18 protein-coding genes are annotated in these 21367 nt (G+C 42.4%); 12 read left to right on the top strand and 6 right to left on the bottom strand.

All coding sequences use genetic code 11. From position 1 onward, the window contains the following. The first annotated feature begins 136 nt into the window (after positions 1–136). Complete coding sequence (locus A7985_RS18145) at positions 137–1297, top strand: hypothetical protein (protein ID WP_065791826.1); 1161 nt, start codon at positions 137–139, stop codon at positions 1295–1297. A gap of 70 nt (positions 1298–1367) precedes the next feature. Here the strand turns inward: A7985_RS18145 and A7985_RS18140 are convergent, their stop codons facing one another. The 3 genes from A7985_RS18140 to A7985_RS18130 form a co-directional block, all read right to left on the bottom strand. Next, positions 1368–5588 (bottom strand): DEAD/DEAH box helicase, encoded by a 4221-nt coding sequence (locus A7985_RS18140; protein WP_256096795.1) that lies wholly within the window; start codon positions 5586–5588, stop codon positions 1368–1370. A 75-nt stretch (positions 5589–5663) separates the two neighbouring features. Continuing rightward, a complete protein-coding gene (locus A7985_RS18135; RefSeq protein ID WP_065791825.1) occupies positions 5664–6254 on the bottom strand; it encodes a GNAT family N-acetyltransferase in 591 nt (196 codons plus the stop codon). Further along, positions 6247–6663: a hypothetical protein gene (locus A7985_RS18130; RefSeq protein WP_256096794.1), complete on the bottom strand. Its 417-nt coding sequence runs from the start codon at positions 6661–6663 to the stop codon at positions 6247–6249. Before A7985_RS18130 ends, A7985_RS18135 begins: the two co-directional genes overlap by 8 nt. Positions 6664–6777: 114 nt before the next feature. Between A7985_RS18130 and A7985_RS18125 the strand changes: the two genes are divergently transcribed. Then, positions 6778–7575 (top strand): AraC family transcriptional regulator, encoded by a 798-nt coding sequence (locus A7985_RS18125; RefSeq protein ID WP_065791824.1) that lies wholly within the window; start codon positions 6778–6780, stop codon positions 7573–7575. 29 nt (positions 7576–7604) lie between these two features. On the opposite strand, the gene nfi is transcribed toward A7985_RS18125, so the two are convergent. After that, positions 7605–8267 carry a deoxyribonuclease V gene (gene nfi, locus A7985_RS18120; protein ID WP_065791823.1) on the bottom strand — a complete coding sequence of 221 codons (663 nt, stop codon included), beginning with the start codon at positions 8265–8267 and terminating at the stop codon, positions 7605–7607. Between the two features lie 172 nt (positions 8268–8439). Continuing rightward, on the bottom strand, positions 8440–9582 hold the full coding sequence (locus A7985_RS18115) for a porin (RefSeq protein WP_065791822.1): 1143 nt from the start codon (positions 9580–9582) through the stop codon (positions 8440–8442). 84 nt (positions 9583–9666) lie between these two features. Between A7985_RS18115 and A7985_RS18110 the strand changes: the two genes are divergently transcribed. From A7985_RS18110 to A7985_RS18070, 9 genes are all read left to right on the top strand, one after another. Further along, complete coding sequence (locus A7985_RS18110; RefSeq protein WP_065791821.1) at positions 9667–11550, top strand: methyl-accepting chemotaxis protein; 1884 nt, start codon at positions 9667–9669, stop codon at positions 11548–11550. Between the two features lie 85 nt (positions 11551–11635). Continuing rightward, positions 11636–12088, top strand: a complete 453-nt coding sequence (locus A7985_RS18105) for a YaiI/YqxD family protein (RefSeq protein ID WP_065791820.1) — start codon at positions 11636–11638, stop codon at positions 12086–12088. A gap of 164 nt (positions 12089–12252) precedes the next feature. Then, positions 12253–12735, top strand: coding sequence for a GNAT family N-acetyltransferase (locus tag A7985_RS18100; protein ID WP_065791819.1), 483 nt, complete (start codon positions 12253–12255; stop codon positions 12733–12735). Between the two features lie 20 nt (positions 12736–12755). Then, positions 12756–13229, top strand: a complete 474-nt coding sequence (locus A7985_RS18095) for a GNAT family N-acetyltransferase (protein ID WP_065791818.1) — start codon at positions 12756–12758, stop codon at positions 13227–13229. Continuing rightward, positions 13226–13654: a VOC family protein gene (locus A7985_RS18090; protein WP_065791817.1), complete on the top strand. Its 429-nt coding sequence runs from the start codon at positions 13226–13228 to the stop codon at positions 13652–13654. The genes A7985_RS18095 and A7985_RS18090 overlap by 4 nt, the downstream gene beginning before the upstream one ends. A 154-nt stretch (positions 13655–13808) precedes the next feature. After that, entirely contained in the window at positions 13809–14162 is a 354-nt protein-coding gene (locus tag A7985_RS18085) for a hypothetical protein (protein WP_141685397.1), read from the top strand. Between the two features lie 279 nt (positions 14163–14441). Further along, positions 14442–15641 (top strand): efflux RND transporter periplasmic adaptor subunit, encoded by a 1200-nt coding sequence (locus A7985_RS18080; protein WP_176716771.1) that lies wholly within the window; start codon positions 14442–14444, stop codon positions 15639–15641. Positions 15642–15651: 10 nt separating this feature from the next. Beyond that, positions 15652–18780 carry an efflux RND transporter permease subunit gene (locus A7985_RS18075; RefSeq protein WP_065791815.1) on the top strand — a complete coding sequence of 1043 codons (3129 nt, stop codon included), beginning with the start codon at positions 15652–15654 and terminating at the stop codon, positions 18778–18780. 75 nt (positions 18781–18855) lie between these two features. Further along, complete coding sequence (locus tag A7985_RS18070) at positions 18856–19161, top strand: DUF962 domain-containing protein (protein ID WP_065791814.1); 306 nt, start codon at positions 18856–18858, stop codon at positions 19159–19161. Positions 19162–19165: 4 nt separating this feature from the next. Here A7985_RS18070 and A7985_RS18065 read toward each other — a convergent pair whose 3' ends face one another. Continuing rightward, the gene (locus A7985_RS18065; RefSeq protein ID WP_065791813.1) at positions 19166–20092 is read right to left on the bottom strand and encodes a DMT family transporter; all 927 of its coding nucleotides are present in this window, start codon (positions 20090–20092) and stop codon (positions 19166–19168) included. 297 nt (positions 20093–20389) lie between these two features. Between A7985_RS18065 and A7985_RS18060 the strand changes: the two genes are divergently transcribed. Further along, positions 20390–20725 (top strand): hypothetical protein, encoded by a 336-nt coding sequence (locus A7985_RS18060; RefSeq protein WP_065791812.1) that lies wholly within the window; start codon positions 20390–20392, stop codon positions 20723–20725. Positions 20726–21367: the final 642 nt, after the last annotated feature.

Here is a 21367-nt window from a genome sequence, read left to right as displayed (position 1 = left end):
TTACCTTAACCAGTAGTTAACAGTGTGTTATTTAAAGGTATATTTTAACGTTTTAATTCTGTAATCTACGGGGGAGTGTGCGAAGTTGGAATTCACTCATGGAAAATTTAATTGTGTTATTTACAAGGATCAGACAATGAAATTTATACAGGGTATTTTAATTTTTTATATTTTAATTTTTTCAAATCTAGGTCATGCAAAGCTGACTGTGATAGACAATGCTTGTTCAAGCTCAGTGAGCGGCGACTTTTCCACCGAGATAGACACTGCCGGTGTGCCTAATGAAATAGGAACTGAGCAAGCTATTAACGGTGGCGTACGGTTTTTAGGGTTTGATATTGTTGATGTAAATGGTGTGAAAAACTTGAGTGCACGATTTGCTGCTCAGGACATGCATTGGAGCTATGTAAGTTTAAAAGCGGGTAACCAACCACTTTTATGTGGTCGTTACTTCGGTTTGGGAGAGAGTGAAAGATCTTCATGGGCCATCCATATACCCGTCGAGAAAGCTCTGACGCACATTGAGCAGGGCCATGAGGTAGAAATATTGTTGTATTCCATTCATCACATCAACGGTGAAGAGAAGCGCTCCTATTCAAAATTAACATATTATCAACCAGCGCTGCAAAGGCTCGTAAAGAAAGATATATCAATCGGTTTGCCCTATGACCTAAAAGTTGAACACCCAAGAGATATATCCCACGACAAACGCATGGTGTATTGTTTGAATAGTAATTGGGTAGACTGTGATTACTCAATTGAAGATCATCCAAGATATCATATGGATACAATCAACGACCTTGGAATCGCTATTCCATTTAAAGGTCAGTTTGTTGTAGATGGCTATATTACGCGATTACTATTTAAAGAAGATATTGCACCTGCTACCAATTTATCGCCTACCGAGTTTGGGTTGTGGAATCGTTATGGAAAGGCTTTTGAATTGGGTGCACTTCGTGGCAATGCAAAAGCATTTTTGTCGCAATTTTTTACGTTGAATTATATGCGTGATCCCCTTACCGGAAAGGTGCTGACTAATATTGCTTGGAATATCCCAATGAAGCAGGGAGAGTTTTTAGATCGTGGCAGTTTTGTGCGTGATTACGAAACTTACTTGTTGATGAATTTTGCATTTGAAGTAAATAGCCTAGGGAGCTTGCAAGATGCGACTCGCCAAGGCTATAGCAAAGCTGACTATGAAATGCAGACACAACAAGGGTTCATTACGATAACAGGACTATCCGAGGCAAAATCGGGGGCGTTTAAGCAATCGCCACTCACGGTCACTTACCCCTAAGTATGCTTGAATGGCCACCACGCTACATGGTGGCCAACACCGAATTATCACAATGCAGCACAAGAGTGGGTTAAAGGGTGTCTTTGAGTAACTCCAACACCTCTTTCACAGATAGCTTTTGCACCGCATCACTTCCTGATAACACTTGTTGTGCGAGATCTCGCTTTTGACTGTGCATGGCGAGAATTTTCTCTTCGATGGTATTAGCAGCAATCATGCGATAAATCGTAACGGGCCGAGATTGGCCAATTCTATGTGCGCGATCTGAGGCTTGCGCTTCTACGGCGGGATTCCACCAAGGATCCATATGAATGACGTAGTCGGCGGCCGTTAAATTTAGACCTGAACCACCGGCTTTAAGACTGATTAAAAAGACTTCACCTTCACCTTTGGCAAACGCATTGACACTGTGTTGCCTTTGTTTGGCTGGGGTAGCGCCATCAAGGTATTGATAGGAGATGCGCATTTCGTCTAAATGTTGCTTGAGCAATTGCAGGTGCCCAACGAATTGGCTGAATATCAGTGCTTTATGACCATTCTTGCGAAGTTCGTTCAACAGTTCACTTAGCTTTTCAAGTTTTGTACTCGACAACGAAAGCTCAGGCGCCACTAGATTCGGGTTGCAACATGCTTGTCTGAGTTTAGTCAGTTCAGCCAACATTGTTAGGTGCTGGGAGCCTGCATCCTCTTGTTCATTTGCTTCGGCGATGTTGGCAATGGCATTTTGTCGCAATGCTTCATATAGCGTTTTTTCTTCATCACTTAATTCAATATTGACGTTGATCTCGGTGCGTGGAGGAAGCTCTGTCAACACCTGATGCTTCATTCTACGAAGAATAAATGGTTGTAAAAGGGTTTTAAGATTTTGCTGTGCATACCGCGCAGCTATTGGCTTACCCTCTTTGTTTTCAATCGGTTGGATAAAACGTTCTGTAAAACGTTTTAAATTGCCTAATAGCCCTGGGTTAACAAAGCGAAACAGAGACCACAATTCCGTCAGGTTGTTCTCGATAGGTGTACCAGTGGTGATCATCTTGAATTTGCCCTTTAAAGCACATGCTGCTTGCGCTCTTTTGGATAAGGGGTTTTTGATTGCTTGTGCCTCGTCAGCAATGATACTTTGCCATGTGATGGATTTTAGGATTTCAAGATCTTGAACTAATAAGCCGTAGCTTACGACCAACACATCGTGAGGGCCCAGTTTGGTCAGTAAATTTTCACGGTGTTTACCCGCTTTAATGTGCGCCAATGTGTGCAGTCGCAGGGTTGGGGCAAACTTACTGGCCTCTTGTTGCCAGTTAAAACAAACTGATGTTGGGGCGATAATTAAGCTTGCGCCGTTTGATGCTCTCGCTAACAGCACGGCCAACGACTGCAAGGTTTTACCTAGGCCCATATCATCAGCAAGGCAAGCTCCTGCGCCCCAATGCGCCAAGCGAGTAGCCCAGTCGTATCCAGCTTGCTGATAATCTCTCAACGTTGCTTGCAAGTCGCGCGGTAAGCTAACAGGTAACGTGTTCGCTTGTTGCATTAACTGCGATTGCTGTTCCCAAGCATGCAATGTTTTCATCCTCATACCGGTTACAGCCTCACTCACAAGTGGGCTTGCCAAGGGGTGAAACTGACCTTGTTCGGTGCCTTGATTTAGTTTGATGAGCTTTTCATGAAGTGAATGAGAGAGCGCCACCACCTGTTTCGAGTCTAGCTCAATGAAACGGCCATGACTTTGCTCAACAAGTTTCAGTAACGCTTTGAGTTCTATGACCTGTTGGTCATTTATATTGAGCTCGCCGTTGATATCAAACCATTGGTTTTTCTTGGCAATTGCAAGCTGTAAATGGTGAGCTTGTAGAGGTTGCGTCAAATGAATTTTTTGGCCCTTAGGCCAGCGTAGCTTAAAAGCTAGAGGCGGATCAGCTTGGATGGCAGTCTCCAACTGCTCTAATGCATTCAGCGCGTCTTGCAATTCGGCGATACTCAATTGATTATCTGCCATTGCCAAAAAGGCAGGACAGCTTTCATCTAACCTGTCTAACAGATCTTGTTCAGCTGCCAAGTCTCGTTGAGTAGCAATACGCTTGCCATCAATCTTTGCACTGATGTGTGCGTTGCCGACGGCAGGATGAAAAGCTGGGCCTTTATCTCCGAATGGCATACTTAAACAGTGAAAAGATAACCCTTGTTGATATGGACTAATGTTGATGACAAGTTGCCCCTGTGCTTTGACACTTTCTAAACCGATCTCAATATCAATAACTTCTGATTGAATGTTCATCAGTGGGGCAATCGCTTGAATGCTTTTCATTAATTTAGACTTGGCACTCATGGGAATGAGTAGTCCATTTTCACTTATTATATGGGCAACTTTCAAATGATCTTGGTTGAAGTGTGTGAATACGCACTGATATTTTGATTCATATTTAAAAGTATACACAGACCGGCGATTTCTAAAATCATTGGGTAAGTCTTGCAGTGTCAGGTATAGTTGCTCGCCGCGCTCAGATATAGCCAGTTGTGCAGGGCTTTCTCTAATTTCGAGAGGTTCTAATATATCGTTTGGATGATAGACATTAGATGCATGCTTCGCAGCTTTGAGCGCTTCTACGCCTTCTAATATATAGTCTGTACTATCCCAATGTCTTTGAATGTCTATTGCTTCTATCAGTGCGACGTCGGTATCGGTTAAGTAATTCAACTGGGTGTAAGTTGAATTAAGCTCTTCGAGGGAGATTGCTTTTCCTTTACTCCAGCCTGACTGCATACTTTTTTGTACTTTCGCTTGAAAAGAGACACGACCTCTACATTCTTCCAGTATCCAGATGAGCTGATGGGTGTTTGCTTGCGTTTTCTCGTCGTTATTCTCTCGGTGTGTCGGTGCTAAAGTAATTAACTTGTCTAACGCTAAGTCCCATTCAGACTGCTGTTGGATGAGTTGAGAAAAGTCCACCAGCTGGTGGTGTTCAAACTCGTGTGATTGCAGATCCGAGAGTACTTGCAAGACAATGCACTCTAGAAAGTAGATCTTTGATGTTTTATAAAAGGCCCTGCATCGCTCCAATATAATTATATGCTCATCGGTCAGTGAGTGCTTACACCAGTGCAAAGAAAGCACAGTGAGCAATTGACAACTGTAGTAGTCAAAAGGCCGACTTTGTAAATCTTGCTCATGCTCTTTAAGCTGTGAAATAAAAGGCGCGCTATTGGATAGAGACTCGGCAAGACACTCAAAAATATGGCCAATATGATAATTGGTTTTTGTGCCTTTTTTATCGGATAGTTGATTACTGGCAAGCTGCATGACTTGGTCAAAATGGGTATTTTGACCCGTTGCGTTAGCGAGTAGGGTAATCATATGTAGCCACCCAAATAACCCACTTAAATAAGGGTTTTTCTTTTTTGAGTATTTTTGTTGCGCTTGAAGTGCTGCATTGAACTGAGTATTTGCTGGGAGCAACTGATCAGTTACCAGTAAAGTAGCCGCTTTGAGCTGGAGTGCATAACTGGAAACATCGCTTGGCTTTACACAGTTTGAGGCGTCCTCATACTGGCCTTGTAAAAATAAATGTTCGGCTAGCAATAGTCTGAGATTTTGGTTTTTTGGTTTTTGCGTGCAAGCAAGCTTGAGTAGCTCGGTAACAACACTGAGGTCAGCGCCAAATTGTATTTGTATTGTACTCAAAGTTGCAAAAGCCTGATATTGCATGTCATCAGGCAGCTCGACAAAAGTTTCTAATTGAAATGGAAAGAATGCAAATTGCACCAACGGGTTGTTATTTTGCAAGTCAATTATCTGTGGGTTTTTGTTAAACCCCATTCGTGTTTTTGCTTTGGGGAATTGTCCTAGCCATAAAAAGTCCCGAGTAAGACGGTTTTCATCTTCAGGATCTCTTTCCCATTCATACGCATTTAGAACAGGCATATACGCTTCTGCACATTTTAATATAGGCAACAACCGTCCTAGTTTCTGAGCATGCTGCGTGACGCGATTAGCAACCAGCGGGTTTATTTGTATATTCAGTTGATCACAGTGTGCTAAATGACTTTGCTGTAATGCCGCCGTAAGTTCAGAGCTCAATGCTGACATGGGCCTGCCTGCTTCTATCACTCCTTGCTCAGTGAGTTTTTTTAGGATTTGCTTCACTTTAATCGTAGAGGCGGGCTTGAATATAACTGCCAGTACTTGCACGAGTGCCTGATAGTCAGGCTCAAGTGTCAAATAATCAGCATAGAGTTTTTCTATGGTGTCGTGGGTATGTGCCGTGAGTGTAAGAGGGCGATTAATAGCGTGCAAGGTTGTTCCTAAGTCTACGATTTGACGCTGGCAAATTAACAAATGCGCTGACTTGTCACAAGTATTGAATGCGTTTTAAAGGTGCAGCATGTAGAAAGCAGTTTGTTGCTCAGCATCATTACTCACAGCTTGAAAGTTGCACTTTTTCAATGTGCGGACAGATCCCAAATTATTTTTGTCAACTCCTGCGTAGACGGTCTTGACCAAAGAGTGAGTACGAAGATACGTCAAGCATCCAATTAACAACTCTGTGCCATATCCTTGATGCCAATATTGCTCATGGATTAAATAGCCAATATGGGCAGTGATTTGTTCGATATGAACAATAAAAAGTCCAAGCGGAGCGCTACGAATTTGGCGTGACGATTCGTTCAAAGCGCCTTTTTTCAGAGCCACATATATCTCGCTCTGAGAGAGCTTGTTAGTCAGCCAATCTAAAGCCAGATTGGCGTCAGGTGGTGATTGCCAATCTTCGGGTAAAAAGGCTGCGGTATTTGGCGTTAGCATACTCGTTACAATAGCGGCATTATCATGATTGGTTATGAGTGCCTCACAATTGTAAAAATCTAAGCGAGCGGTTTGAATGAGTGGCTTCATTGTATAGTACTCTGTTGGGCGACAAATATTGATCGCCCAAAAAGGGTGACCTGTTTTAACCTTAGTCACTTTTTTCCATCTGAGCTTGCTTAAATGCCATAACTTTTTGATGGCCGGTAAGCGCTGGCCCTGAGACGGCTTTCAGCAATAAGCTGCCAAACAAAATGAGTAAAGCGCCAACTAAGGCATCTAAGAACCAGGCTATTGGCTCGGCTGCAACCCCTAAGTAATCAGGCATTACCTCGAGTGAGAGCACAGTGAATTGCCCTGTGAGCACGTGCAGCATAAGTACGACCCAAAACCCGAAGCAGTATGGGCAGTGCCACGCATCATACAAATATGCCAAAGGTTTAGGCATCTGAGATATCAAGGTATTAAACCATGTGCCCCAGTCCGGTAACTTTTCCCAAATTAAGACGTGTAGTGACAACCCCATGAGTACCATGGCAAAGTTAATAGTCAGTGGCGTATCGGCCATTAGTTTATCCTCAAATCAGCTTTTTTTAATGTGGGTTTATTCTATGCTAGTATTTCAAAGCTAAATATTGATGTTTTTTAGTAAATATCGGCTTATTTTAATATTGAGGTGTGCATGCATGTTATATCGGCTGGGGAAGAATGTATAAGCGCCCTTACTAAACAAAAGCATGGTTCTCACAGTGAATGTGTACTGACTTTTTTAACATCAGGCTCGTTGGATATCGCGCATCGACAGGTTTTTACAGTATCAAAGGGCATGTTTAGTGTCGTGCCACCCGGTGTGCCGCATTCATTAATTAAAGGACGAGATTTACATGTACTGTGGTTAAGTTTTTGTCCTGATTGTTTAGATCTGACACACACGACTTTAATGGCACCGTTTGACAGTGTTAAAAAGGGCGCATTGCCAGCATTTAATAGCGAACCAAGTAGGCACGAATTTATTAAAACCTTGTTTTATGAATTAATGGCAGCATGTTCTCAAGGTGCGAGTTTGGAAGTACAGCGTAGTGTCGTTGTGTTATTACTCAACGAATTAAATCGGTCTAGTCAAAGCGATTTGCATCACACTCAGTATAATGAGAAAGTGATCAAAGCTATGGCTTTCGTGCAAGCCAATTATTTAAAACCGATTGGCCTGAAAGAAGTGAGTGAAGCCGTGCATGTCAGTGCTCCTTATTTAGCCGCTCTTTTTAAAAAAGAAACAGAGTTTACGGTGGGTCAATGGATCACTCAAAAGCGACTATCTCAAGCATGTTCGCAGTTACTCCACACTTCCCTCCCAATAAGTCAATTAGCCGAGCAATTGGGATGGAGTGATACCACACACTTCATTCGTCAATTTAAAAAACATCTAGGCCAGACGCCAGCGGCTTGGCGTCGAAACCGCGAGAATGAAAAAAATAACTAGGGTGTCTATTGCGTTGTAGGCAGTCTCGGCTAAATGTTTTTCAAACATCGGTTTACTAACTGGTCTGCTTGTCGTGTTGTTTCAGGCAAACGATACTTGGGTGTCAGTTTATCTATCCATTCCACCGCTGTGGCAAGGCTGACTTTATGGCCAATCGAAACAAACACGGGCTTAATCCCATTTTGAGTTCTCAACACTTTTCCTATGCACTGTTGATTGTCAATTAAATCACTATGGGATCCTTTTTGTTCTGCAGGCGGCGCATATTCACCAAGCAATTTTGTTTTTCCACAACCTATGGTTGGTATATTTAGGAGCACACCCAAATGGGAGGCCATGCCACACCTTTTTGGATGAGCGACCCCTTGGCCATCACATACGATCAGGTCTGGCTTGATGGTGAGCTTTTTTATCGCACTCAGTAATGGAGGGACTTCACGAAATGAAAATAACCCAGGAACATATGGGAAGCTAATCGGTTCTATGGCTGTTTGCGACTCTAGCACTTCAAATGTGATTGCATCTAACACCACAACAGCACCTACAACTTTGTTTTTTACTTCATCATAGGCGACATCCACACCAGCAATGTACTTTATTGGCTCAAACGCATCGGTTTTAATTACTTGCTCTGCCAACACATGTTGTAGTTGCTGGGCTTGTTCTGGTGATTGGGGATGAATGTATTCCATTATATTTTGACAACTTAAGGTACTCGTATGAGCTATTTATTAGGGGGAAAAGTTTGCATTTCAAGTCGTACAATGAAAAAAAGCTTTAATGACATGAGGTTGTGAACGAGTCATGAAATATGATGCCTAGGGTAAACTGCAGTTGCAAGCTTATCAAAGGCATCATGCACGTCTAATATTTTATCGAAGTTCTGAAGTCATATCTAAAGCCAACAGACAAAGAGTCGAAATCTTGATCATTGGTGTAAGACTTGGTTAGGTACTCTAAATGTACACGCAGTGGCGGTGTAGGTAACCACTCCAAGGTGATATTAAAGCCATCAAAACTTTGATTGCTGGGATCGTTATCATCATATCCGTCGTCAAAATCGAAATAGCCTGTTTTTAATTTGTAATGCTTGCCAAGCTTATATGCAAAAGATAAATCGAATGTGGAGCCGTCTCTATCAGCAAGGTTATGTCTCTCGTAGGTTTTATCTTGGTAGGCAACAGCAGCATATAACTTGTCAGTAAAGTCATAGGCAAAGGCCGCGGCCCAAATGGAGTTTTCACCTAAGTGTGTCTGTTGGTCGTAGACTTCGTTCATTTGATATGTGACGGCTGCGTGTAGACCATCTTTATCATAACTGAGCCCTGTGTTAAATAAGTCGTTATTCTTCTCGTTTTCAGCGCCGTCAAATTGGCCGACGGCGACAAAGGTAAGTGGGCCGCTTTCTAGGCGGTAGCTGATAAGATTATCGACAAAAAAGATACTTTCAGGGTCATAAGCAAAAGGGCTGTTTGCATGATTAAATATATCGACGTACTCGGCGATGAATAAATATTGAGCGGGGCGCTGTTTACCAATACCGAATCGCCCAATAGGCGTGACTAATGCAGTGTAAGCGCGTCGGGAACGGCCAAATTCGCCAGTATTTTGCACGTCAATACTCCATTCGCCGTGTAGTTCAGCTGCCCAGTCTTCGTTAAATTGGTGGGTCGCTTTCACGCCGGCATGAGATAGGGCATCTCTCACGTCATATTGATTTTCCCCTCTGTCCTCAATTCGGCCAAAAGTAGGTCGCATGGTGGCATACACATCCACTGTATGAGTGTGTTTTTCTGCTTGTTTAATTGCTTTGTGTTGTCGCTCACTTTTTGGCTTATCTTTTGGTGGTGATTGTTGTAAAAATCGTCGTTTAAGATCTGCAAGCTGCGCCTCTAGCGCCTTGATATCTTCCATGGTGACGGGACTATTTTCTGAGGCAGCTACACAGGGTTGCGCCAAAGAAGATGAGAGCAAAACGGCAAGAAGAGAGCGAGTCGCTGATTTCATAGTCTTTAAACCAATTAGTTGCGATAAAGCGAATTATAGACAACACTTTGCGGAGTTGACTGATTTTTTTTCTGGCGAATAACTATGAAGATTAGAACCAAGTTTTCAGTCGCTTCTGCGCTGGTGGTATTTCTTATTATCCTAGTGATCAGTGGCACTACCTATTGGTTTATCAACGACTCCATGAAGCAGAAAACAGCTGCATATGTAGCTGATACAACTAAGCTACTCGCAATCGGTATTGACAATTGGCTGTCAAAAAAGGCCTCTCAAGTCCATGTGGTTAAAACGCAGCTGGATGCTGATTTTAGTACTGAAAAGTTCCAAGCAGCGTTAAACACCCCGTTTTTTAAAGAGTCATTTTTATTGGCATTTGGCACTGTAGAAGACGAAACTGGGTTGAGGTCAAATAATCCCAACCGACAAAACCCGCCCGGGGTAGATTTTCGCCAGCGTCCTTGGTATTCACTCGCCCGCCAGCAGGGAAAAACTGTATTCACAAGCCCTTATATCGACGCTGCGACTGGGGAGTTGTTACTTTCTGTGGTCTCTCCGATCAACTATAACGGAACATTTAGGGGCGTAATAGGCGGGGACTTGAGTCTTGATACCATCGCGAGCAGCATAAATGCGGTTGACTTTGACCATACAGGCTTTGCTTTTTTGGTCGATAGAGAAGGCAAAATCATTTCTCATCAGCAAACAGATCTGAATGGCAAAACACTCAAAGACATTTCTCCAAATCTTTCGCTATCTCAAACGAAAACCATTTTGGAAGTGGAGGTGGGTGGCGATGATAAAATCATGTATTACTACCCATTAGATGATCAGTATGGAAATGCATGGTATCTCGCAGTAATGCTCGATAAAGGTAAGGTATATGAAGCGCTCAACAGTTTGACTCTTAACACATTTATGATTGCAATCTTGGCGATTGTATTGGGATCGCTAAGTATTCGTGCGCTGGCAATTCACTTATTAAAACCACTCAAAGAACTCGAGGCCGCAATCACTAATATTGCATCGGGAAGTGGCGACCTAACACAAAGGCTTACAATCCAAAATGAGGATGAATGTGGTAAAGTTGCAAGACAGTTTAATGTTTTTCTCGCATCGTTGCACCAATTGGTCACCCAAGTTAAGCAAGGCACGGATGTCGTAGTTTCCAGCAGTGAAGCAGCCAGAGAGCTATCCACGCAATCAAGTTCAAGACTGCAAGAGCAGGTTGGCCTGGTCGAGAGTTTGGCAACTGCGATGCATGAGATGAGCACGACTTCCAGTGAGATAGCAGGCAGTGCACAAAATGCTGCGAGTTCTATTACCACAGTCAACGACAAGACAAGAGATGGCCAACAGGTATTCTTAGAAACGAAAAATGAAATATCGGCACTGTCTGAAGAAATCAACGAATCCCATGCAATGAGTACACAGCTGGCGGAGTATAGTCATAGCATTGAAAACATTTTATCGGTGATCAATGGTATCGCAGAACAAACAAACCTATTGGCTTTAAATGCAGCCATTGAAGCTGCGAGGGCGGGGGAGCAAGGTCGGGGGTTTGCGGTAGTCGCTGATGAAGTGAGGTCATTGGCAACCAAAACTCAAGAATCGACGACAGAAATAAAGAGTATGATTGAACAAATTCAAGTCTCTTCCAACCAAGTACAAAATGCAATGGGTGCGAGCCGAGATAAGACTCAGCTATGCGTTGAGCAAACCGAACATGCGACGCAAATGCTCAATGAAATATCGGAGTCAGTAAAAGACATTATGGATCGCAATATCCAAATTGCTACTGCGATTGAGGAGCAAAGTGTGGTCATTGAGGAGATCAATAAGAATACGGCAAACATCAATGATATAAGCGTTGAAGTTGATAGCTTCTCGAGTCAACAATATCAGGCTAGTCAGGAGTTAGCTGAACAGTCTCATCAACAAGAAACGCTGTTGTCCAAATTCACTCTGTGATGGGCCTATCTGCTATATGCAGATGCGACAAATATGCGTATTATGCCCCTTAGTCAACTACCCCAGTGATTAAGAGGAGAGAGGAATGGCTATTTGGGTTGATGCCGATGCGTGCCCTGTTGTGATCAGAGAGATTTTGTTTCGTGCTGCGGTAAGAACGAAAGTGACGGTAACCCTCGTTGCTAATCAATATTTGAAAACGCCAGCATCTCCTTATATTTGTAAGCTACAAGTCAGTGCTGGTTTTGATGTGGCTGACAATGAAATTGTTCAACGCATGAATGTCGGTGATTTAGTCGTGACAAGTGATATCCCGTTGGCTGCGGAAGTAATAGAGAAAGGTGGTTTGGCACTTAGTAGTCGCGGAGAGATGTACACGTCTGAAAATATACGAGCGCGCTTAAATATGCGTGACTTTATGGACACACTGAGAAGTAGTGGTGTGCAAACTGGCGGACCGCCACCACTGAGTCAAAGTGAAAAGCAGCAATTTGCAAACTGCTTAGATAGATGGTTACAGCAACATAATTCTCAATAATCCCAGTTTCTCAAGCAACCTGCTTAATTGTGCAGGTTGCGTTTATTTTCGTTCCTCTTTTGTCGTTCTCCTCTTGCTATTTTATTGATTGTATGCACATTATCGTGTCTGCAAAGGCGATGTTTACATCACCATACAAAGTTTGTTTTAAGGGGTAAATTGTTATGATCAGAACAATGACAAGGCAAGATTTTGTGGCGTTTTGGCCGGTGTTTAAGGAAATAATTGCACAGCAAGAAACGTATGCTTTTGATCCGCAAATGGATGAAGAGAGCGCCTATCAACTTTGGTGTGAGCAATCGCTTAAAAGCTTTGTGTACGTTGAACAAAGCCAAGTACTCGGCAGTTATTATCTCAAAGCGAACGCGATGGGACCAAGTGATCATATAAGTAACTGTGGATATATGATATCTCCTCAAGCTCGAGGTAAGGGGCTGGCGAGAAAGCTGTGCGAACATTCTCAACAACAAGCATTGGAATTAGGCTTTCGAGCAATGCAATTCAACTCAGTGGTATCGAGTAATGAAGTTGCCGTGAAGCTATGGAAAAAACTGGGCTACGATATCATCGGCACAATTCCAAAAGCATACAGGCATCCAAAGCTAGGTCTAGTAGATAGCTACATTATGTACAAATGGTTGGAGTAAATTAATTAGGAAGCGGTTGAATGAATAAGGATTTGGCATTTTATTACTTAGGCGAGAAGCCACAATATCTTCCGAAAATTGCGTCTTGGTATTTTAAAGAATGGTGCGAACAAAGTGGGCGCTATTCTCAACATGAAGTGATGCAAAAGCTTGAGAAAGCACTTAATCAAAATAGCTTGCCAATGAGTATTGTTGCTCTGCGAGGCGATGAATTAGTGGGTGTTGCAGAGTTGAAGTTTCATGAAATGGACGCATATTTAGAATATGAACACTGGCTCGGTGGCGTTTATGTTTCGCCCGCTGCCAGAGGTGAAAATGTTGCCAAAGACTTAGTATTGTACCTAATTGACCAAGCTAAGCGGATGGGAATTAAAACGCTTTATTTGCAAACTGAACACTTAGCAGGTGGCCTGTATAGTAAGCTCGGGTTTACACCGCTTTTTGAGGCAGATTCCAAAGGTGTTCAGGTACTGGTGATGAGCAAAGAAATATGATCACTGGCGTTAACCATATAACGCTTTCGGTGACTGACTTATTGCGTTCCATGGAGTTTTATCAAAACTTGGGGGCAAAGTTACATGTGAGTTGGCAAAGTGGTGCTTATTTATCGCTTGGCGATTTATGGCTATGCCTCAGCCTTCATCACAACCCAAAAAGTAGTATAAACACTGAAAGTGACCACTCGCACTTGGCATTGAACATCGAAGCGAAAGACTTTAGAAGTTATTGCGATAAGATAGCGGCACTTAATATTCAGTATTGGAAACAAAATACCAGTGAGGGCGACTCGCTATATATTCTTGACCCTGATAGGCATAAATTAGAAATACATGTAGGGTCCCTACAAAGTCGACTTGAAAGTTTAAAAGCTAACCCCTACAAAAGGTTAACTTGGTACCCTGATGACGAATGGACCTAAAAAGCCAATACAGCCATTTTGAATTTTGCAACATTATCTAATAATGTTATTACATAACAATGGCTTGCGATGTTGTTTGGGCGATATTTAATTGACTTTTAAAATGGTGCTGTTTATATTGTCGTCGCATTGTAATTAATACTAAGGTGTTAGGTTGATATTAAGAATAGTGGTTTACGCGATACTTACGGTAGTGGTTGCATTGCAATCAGTATCTTCGGTTGCGTCACTATCCGAATTAAACTTAGTAGATGCTAGGCACTTACAAACCAACCACGCACATCAACACGATGAACAAGTCACCACAACGGTTAAATTGGATGAGCATGGCCATGCTGTTCAAGATTGCCATCATTGTGGGCACTGCACCGGTAGCCACACCTCTTGGGTCAGTGTTGAGTCTGTGAGTAATGCAAGCTTGGACACTTCGGGTCCGATTTTTTGCGTGACAGACCGACGAGTGCGCAAACGCGTGGAATCAACATTTAGACCTCCAATTTACTCCTAATTCTTCTGAATTTGGTTACTCCATGGCAGCCGATTTAATTTCGCTCAAATAGGGTAACGACCAAAAGGTTTAGTTAGGGATTAGAAGCAGCACTATTGTGTTTTTGTATACCAACTAATTTAGGAATAGCACGGACGTAAGGCCGTGCCAATTTGTCATGTTTGAACACCCGCCAATAAAATGGGGCGTGCGTTTGATTGATACATGACTGACATCCACCTGCATAATCCACATGAACGTTATCTGCTTGTGATTATGCAGTGGAATGGAGTTTTATTAATGATTATCAAATCTATGCGACTTTGCGTTTTATTAATGATTATTGTCTATTTAAAATGTGCACACGCAACCTCCCTGAGCGATGAGCACACACATTCTTCCCCGCGGAATGTTAAACCACACCCAGATACAGCCTTTCATAACCATAACCATAACCATGATGACAATGCACATGAAGGCACTGAAGCGCTAAAAACTATCGAGTTGAGCAAGTTACAACGATCGTTGGTTGACATCGAGGTGGCGAAAATTACGCCGAGGCACTTTGAACAAGTGTTCTATGCGCCAGCAGAAGTGAAAGCAAATGGGTATACCAGTTACATAGTGTCTCCTAGAACCGAGTCTGTTGTCATAAGCCGTCATGCTGTATTGGGTGAAAAGGTGAGCGAAGGCCGTAAACTGGTTACTTTGTTTAGTCACGAAATGGCGCAGGCACAAGCTGATTACTTGCTCGCGAAAAGCGATTGGGAAAGGACGGCGTTGCTGGCTAGAGAGGCTGTTAGCGCGAGTGAAAGAGTTGCTGCCCAAACAAGGTTTGACGCTGCTTATGGAAGGCTGGCTGCACTGGGTCTGAACGACTTAGCAATTCAAAAGTTGCATTCTTCAGCACGTGAAACTCTGGGTCAATATACATTGGTTGCGGAGCAGGCAGGTGTGGTACTGAAAGATGATTTTTCTCAAGGGCAACGTATCCCTGCCGGCAGTGAATTGATGTTACTAGCAGACGAGCGGACACTTTGGGTAGAAGCCAAATTGTCAGCGAGTGCTGATCTCGAACCAGAACATATTATGAAAGCTGTGGTGTCATTTGATAACCGAGAGTATGTTGCTCAAGTTATTCAGCAAACGCATACAATTGATAAGAAAACACGTACCAAAATAGTTAGATTATCCGTTGAGAACCCCAAAGATTCGCTTCATGCGGGTATGTTTGTAGATGTGAGTTTCTTCATTACTCCAGCTCACAAAGAGATGATAGTGCCAGAGTCGGCTGTGATGCGAGACGCAGAGCAAAATTGGGTCGTTTTTACAGAGCAGCCAAATAAGACATTCTTGCCAATACAAGTTCAATTAGGGAAGCAATTAGGAGATGAACGCATTGTTTATGGCCTTCCTGCTGGTAGTCTCGTTGCGGTAAAAGGCGCGTTTTTTATTGCTTCAGAGTCAGCGAAAAATGGCTTTGATCCACATAATCACTAGGAGAAGTAGAATGCTAAACAATGTGATTTTGTGGGCAGTGAACAACAGACTGCTAGTACTGATAATCACTGCGCTGATGGTGATTGTCGGTGCAACAACTATCCAAAAGCTAAATTTAGATGCTTTCCCTGATGTAACTAATGTTCAAGTTGTCGTAAATACTGAAGCACCAGGTCTAGCAGCAGAAGAAGTCGAGCAGTTGATCTCGTATCCGATTGAAGCTGCTATGTACTCGTTACCTGATGTTGAAGAAGTCAGATCTATTTCGAAAACTGGGTTATCTGGTGTAACGGTAGCTTTCGAAGACGGCACAGATATTTATTTTGCGAGGCAGTTAGTTTTTGAGCGCTTACAAGAAGCGAAAGCACAGATCCCATCTGGTGTCGGCTCTCCTACAATGGGGCCAAACACATCCGGGCTTGGTCAGGTTTTTCAATATTTATTGGTTTCTGACCCCGAAGCGGGATATGACCAGATGGCTTTGAGGAGCTTAAATGACTGGTTAGTAAAGCTATTATTGATGCCTATCGATGGCGTGACAGAAGTTTTATCTTTCGGTGGTGAAGTACGTCAATACCAAGTGAACTTGAATCCAAGAAAACTCTTAGCATATCGATTACACCAAGCAGATATTCAAAGGGCATTGGCTGACAATAATATGAATGCTGGCGGATGGTATATGGATAGAGGGCAGGAGCAATTAGTCATTAGGGGAGCTGGTTGGTATGCCAGTGGCAGCGAGGGGCTAGAGCAGATTGCGCAGGTGCCGGTTAAAGTTGAAAACGGTACAGTTATAAAAATTTCTGATGTGGCGAGCATTCAATTTGGCGCAGAGATTCGTCAAGGTGCGGTCACGATGACTGCACGTGATGAAAACGAAGAAGCCTATCCTATGGGAGAGGTTGTCTCAGGCATTGTTTTAAAAAGGGTGGGTGCAAACACAAAAGCAACAATTGACGAAATACATGAACGATTGCAATACATCAAGCAGGCTTTGCCAGCAGGCGTTACTTTGGTGCCATTTTATGACCAAGCTGAATTGGTTAATCAGGCGGTGAATACGGTAATCAAAGCGTTGGGACTAGCATGTATTTTCATCACGGTAGTATTGATGTTGTTTATATTGAATGTAAGAGCAACATTGTTGGTGCTTATATCTATTCCTCTTTCAATCGGACTTGCCATGATGACCATGGTTTGGTTGGGCATTTCGGCAAATCTTATGTCTTTAGGTGGTGTTGCCATTGCAATAGGTATGCTAGTAGATAGCTCTGTAGTGATGACTGAAAACATCGTAAAGAAACTCAATCAACACGAACATAACACACCAGCTGAGCACGCCTCATTGATTAAGGTGATTATTGAAGCGGCGTACGAGGTAGCTCGGTCCATATTCTTTGCTTCGCTTATTATTTTAATTGTGTTTATGCCGCTATTTAGCTTTGAAGGCGTAGAGGCCAAAATGTTCGAACCAATGGCAACGAGCATTATGTTAGCGATTGTATTTGCATTACTTATTGCAGTCACAGTGGTGCCTGCGTTAGCAAGCATAATGTACAAAAGAGGTCTTCTCCTTAAAAACAATCGCGTCTTGAATTACTTTGAGAAGTTATATCGCACCGCTCTGCTTCGGGTAATAAACAATAAAAAAATATTGATCTTCAGCCTTACTGGGCTCTTATGTACCAGTAGCTATCTTGCGATGGAAATAGGCACTGAGTTTATACCGGAGCTTGAGGAAGGCACTATTAACTTACGGGTGACGCTAGCGTCATCAGCCAGTTTAGATACTGCTTTGGAAATTGCACCTAAATTAGAAGAAAAGCTTCTTGAATTTCCAGAAGTCACGTATGCGCTCAGTAGAATAGGCCGGGCGGAAATTGGGGGAGATCCAGAACCAGTTAACAACATCGAGATCTACATTGGTTTAAAGCCTGTTGAGCAGTGGCAAACAGCACAAAGTCGCAAACAATTACAAGCGATGATGAAGGAGCAACTCAACGTATTTCCAGGTATTTTGCTTAATTTCTCTCAACCAATTGCGACACGGGTAGATGAATTACTATCGGGAGTCAAAGCGCAACTTGCGATAAAGTTATTTGGACCTGATCTAAATATCTTAGCGTCGAAGGGAGCTGAAATTGAAAGGGTGATTCGTGAAATAAAGGGGACTACTGACGTGGCGATGGAGCAGATCACTGGCGAAGCACAGTTACTGATTACTCCCAATAGACAGGCATTATCTAGATATGGGCTGTCAGTGGCTGATGTAATGTCTTTGGTAAATAATGGGATAGGAGGCGAGAGCGGTGGACAAGTAGTTAGCGGTAATGAGCGTTATGATATCAATGTCCGAATTGAACCAAAATTTCGCAGCAGCCCTGCGCTTATAAAGGAGTTGACCTTACTTGCTCCAAATGGAGAGTGGGTCAGGCTGGGAGATGTCGCCGATGTATCAATGAGTTTAGGTGCACCACAGATCAGAAGGGATGATGTACAAAGGCGTGTTGTTATCCAGGCTAATGTAGTGGGCCAAGATATGGGTGGTGTTGTTGCTAAGATTTATGAGCAGGTAAATGCAAACGTAACGTTACCGGTGGGGTATACAGTTGTGGTGGGAGGGCAATTTGAAAGTCAACAGCGGGCACAGAAGCGCCTCTCGCTCGTCATCCCCTTGTCGATTTTACTTATTACGCTATTGCTTTTTCTTGCATTTAAATCGTTAGGGCAATCGATTTTGATATTGATTAATGTGCCGTTTGCAGTGGTGGGTGGGGTAATTGGCTTGTATTATTCAGGCATGTATCTGTCGGTGGCAAGTGCTGTAGGTTTTATAACACTATTCGGTGTGGCCATTTTAAATGGTGTTGTCATGGTCGAGAGTATCAATTCCCGCTATGATAAAAGGAATATTCAGGATGCGATACTCGATGGGGCGGCTTCACGGCTGCGCCCTGTTTTAATGACTGCGTTGACATCTGCATTAGGTCTATTACCTATGTTGATGTCTGAGGGGGTTGGTGCAGAATTGCAAAAGCCTATTGCGGTTGTGGTTGCCTGTGGTTTGATGAGCTCGACAATTCTCACCTTATTTGTATTGCCAAGCTTTTACCCATTTTTTTCAAAAAAATATAATTGATAGCTACAACCTTACTTTTTAAGATGATTAAAGCCCTAGTTTTGGGCTTTATGTTCGACTTGGGAAGGTACGTTGATGAAGAAAGAATTCAAGAGCTTCGAAGAGTTTTATCCGTTCTACCTCGAAGAGCATAGCAATAGACTCTGTAGAAGAATGCATTTTATTGGCTCTTCGCTAGTGCTGATGGTGTTATTGGCGAGTCTGATGACACAATTTTGGTGGCTATTAACACTGTTACCGTTGCTAGGTTATGGGTTTGCTTGGTTGGGGCATTTTATTTATGAACGGAATAAACCCGCTACATTTACTTATCCATTTTATAGTTTGGTGGCGGATTGGGTGATGTATAAAGATATCATCACCCGAAAATTAACGATTTAGCTTGTTACTCAGAGCTAGGCTTGACTGGCTGGTTGAGTAAATAAACTGCGCACAAGGCAAATGCCCCACCTAAAGACACGGCTAGACTGAGTTGCTCACCAAAATACCAAACAGATAGCCCCATTGCTGTTACCGGTACGATGAAGATAAATGAGCTTGATCGGTTTGCACCTAACTTTTGCGTGGCAAGGAAGAAAATACTGGTAGCAATGCTAACAACGACGATAGATAGATATAGCATATGATACCAATACGTACTTGAGTAATTAGTTATGCTGCTAAGAGGATTAAACTCATAAGCGAATATATAGCTGATTATTGTTGCCCATAAATACATAAGTGTACTAAAAGTCAAAAAGTCTGAAAATCTAGTCCCCTGCTTACTTATCAGGGTTAAAGCTGCCCAAGTAATTGATGCTAATAGGAAAAAGGCATTACCAGAAGCAAAGATCTCGCCATAGTTGAATCGCCAAACCTCAATCATTAAAAGCCCTCCAACTAGACCAAATACGAGGCCAAGAATTTGTTTGGTGGACAACGCCATACGAAACAAAAGAAAACTCAACAGGAACGTAAAGACGGGGTTTGTTGTTGTTACAAGCATACCACCTTTACCAGGAAGTCCATCTACGAGCCCCATGAAGAAAAGTTGATTATACATTGCCATAAATGCGCCAGCAGGTAGAGACCATATTATGGCTTGATAAGAGCATCGCAACGAAATGAACTTGAGCTTTTGCATGAAATACAGTGTTGGTGTCATACTGATGACAGCAAGTGCTATTCGGTAAAATACGGTAACCTGCGAAGGAGCCATATCAGCGATAATTTTACCAGATATCCAACTCGATCCCCAAACGAGCATTGCACTAATCAGTGCAATAATTATGGACGTTTCCCTTGATGAAGCTTCTGCAGTAGTTGTTGTCATTTTTTCCCTTTTTTCAGGTATTCGTTCTAACGTGAGACTTGGTTAGGTGATACCTTCTTTGTTGTTATCTCTGTGTGTTGAGCGTATAAGGTAGGTCTAAATGAATTGTACAAACTTTGTCACTTTGGTTGAAGTAAATTTTACCTGCGAAATAATTCGGCCAACTGTACAAGGTCAACAGTTAAGCTTTCAATGTGATTGATAGCAATTACACAACTTACTGTAATGGACCGTAATTGCTTTTAATCTGGATATCCCTATAGTTGCACATAGATTATTCAGAACGAGGGAATCGCAATGTCTGCAAAAGTTACTGTGACATTTATCAATAAAACGGATAAGCCAATGTTCGCTTTTTTATTGCATGAAAAGCAGATTGTTGCACTTACTCTGACTCAAATTTTTCCAGGTTCAGCATACCGATTGAAGGAAGAAGTACAGAATTTGGAAAACCTATCTGTTGGGTTTGGTCAATCTTGGTCTCATGCTGACTTGGAAATGCAATTAGAAATAAAACGTGGCATCACCGACTTTAATGTTGCATTGGATAATAGCGGCGCTATGGAAATTATTACCAACGGTGAAACAAAATTGAAAAGGAAGCGCTACTTCTATAGTGAGTCTTTTTGCTAAGAAGGAAATACCCTTTGGTATAGAAACTCGTTTTCACTCAGTATATCTATAGAAGGGTGTTCATTCAGCTGACCGAAGTGACTTATGTGTGTTACTCAAAATCAAGTCTTTAATGCACATTCTGGTATCGATTCTACCCTGTAGGGATGAGCAAACCCTTTCCTAACAACTTCTTTTTAAACTTTATAAAAGAAAAAGTAAAAAACACTTGATCCTATTTTGGATCTCCCTATAATGCGCACCCACTGACACGGCGGGATGCAACGAAAAGCGCAAACCAAAGTGAAGGTTAAAGTTAAACGGAAAGCTTAATTAAGAAAAATTAAATTTTCTAGTTGACTTTAAAAGTGAAGCGGTTAATATGGCGCTCCACTTCGCAGCAACGCTGCGGTAACTAACCAAGGGTTAGTTACATTGTTCTTTAAAAATATGAAGCAATCATCTGTGTGGGCACTCGTACAGATTGAGTTCTAACAGCTCTTGATTCAGGAGCAAAAGAATTAGAGTCTCAATTTCTTATGAGTGACTATATAGTCAATTTATACAGAATTCATTGAGCACGAAACTTCGGTTTCAAAAACTTTTAATTGAAGAGTTTGATCATGGCTCAGATTGAACGCTGGCGGCAGGCCTAACACATGC

The organism is Pseudoalteromonas luteoviolacea (genome assembly GCF_001696455.1).
Classification (GTDB): domain Bacteria; phylum Pseudomonadota; class Gammaproteobacteria; order Enterobacterales; family Alteromonadaceae; genus Pseudoalteromonas; species Pseudoalteromonas luteoviolacea_C.
The sequence above is the reverse complement of the archived record's forward strand: the minus strand, read 5'-3'. Positions and strand labels throughout refer to the sequence as shown.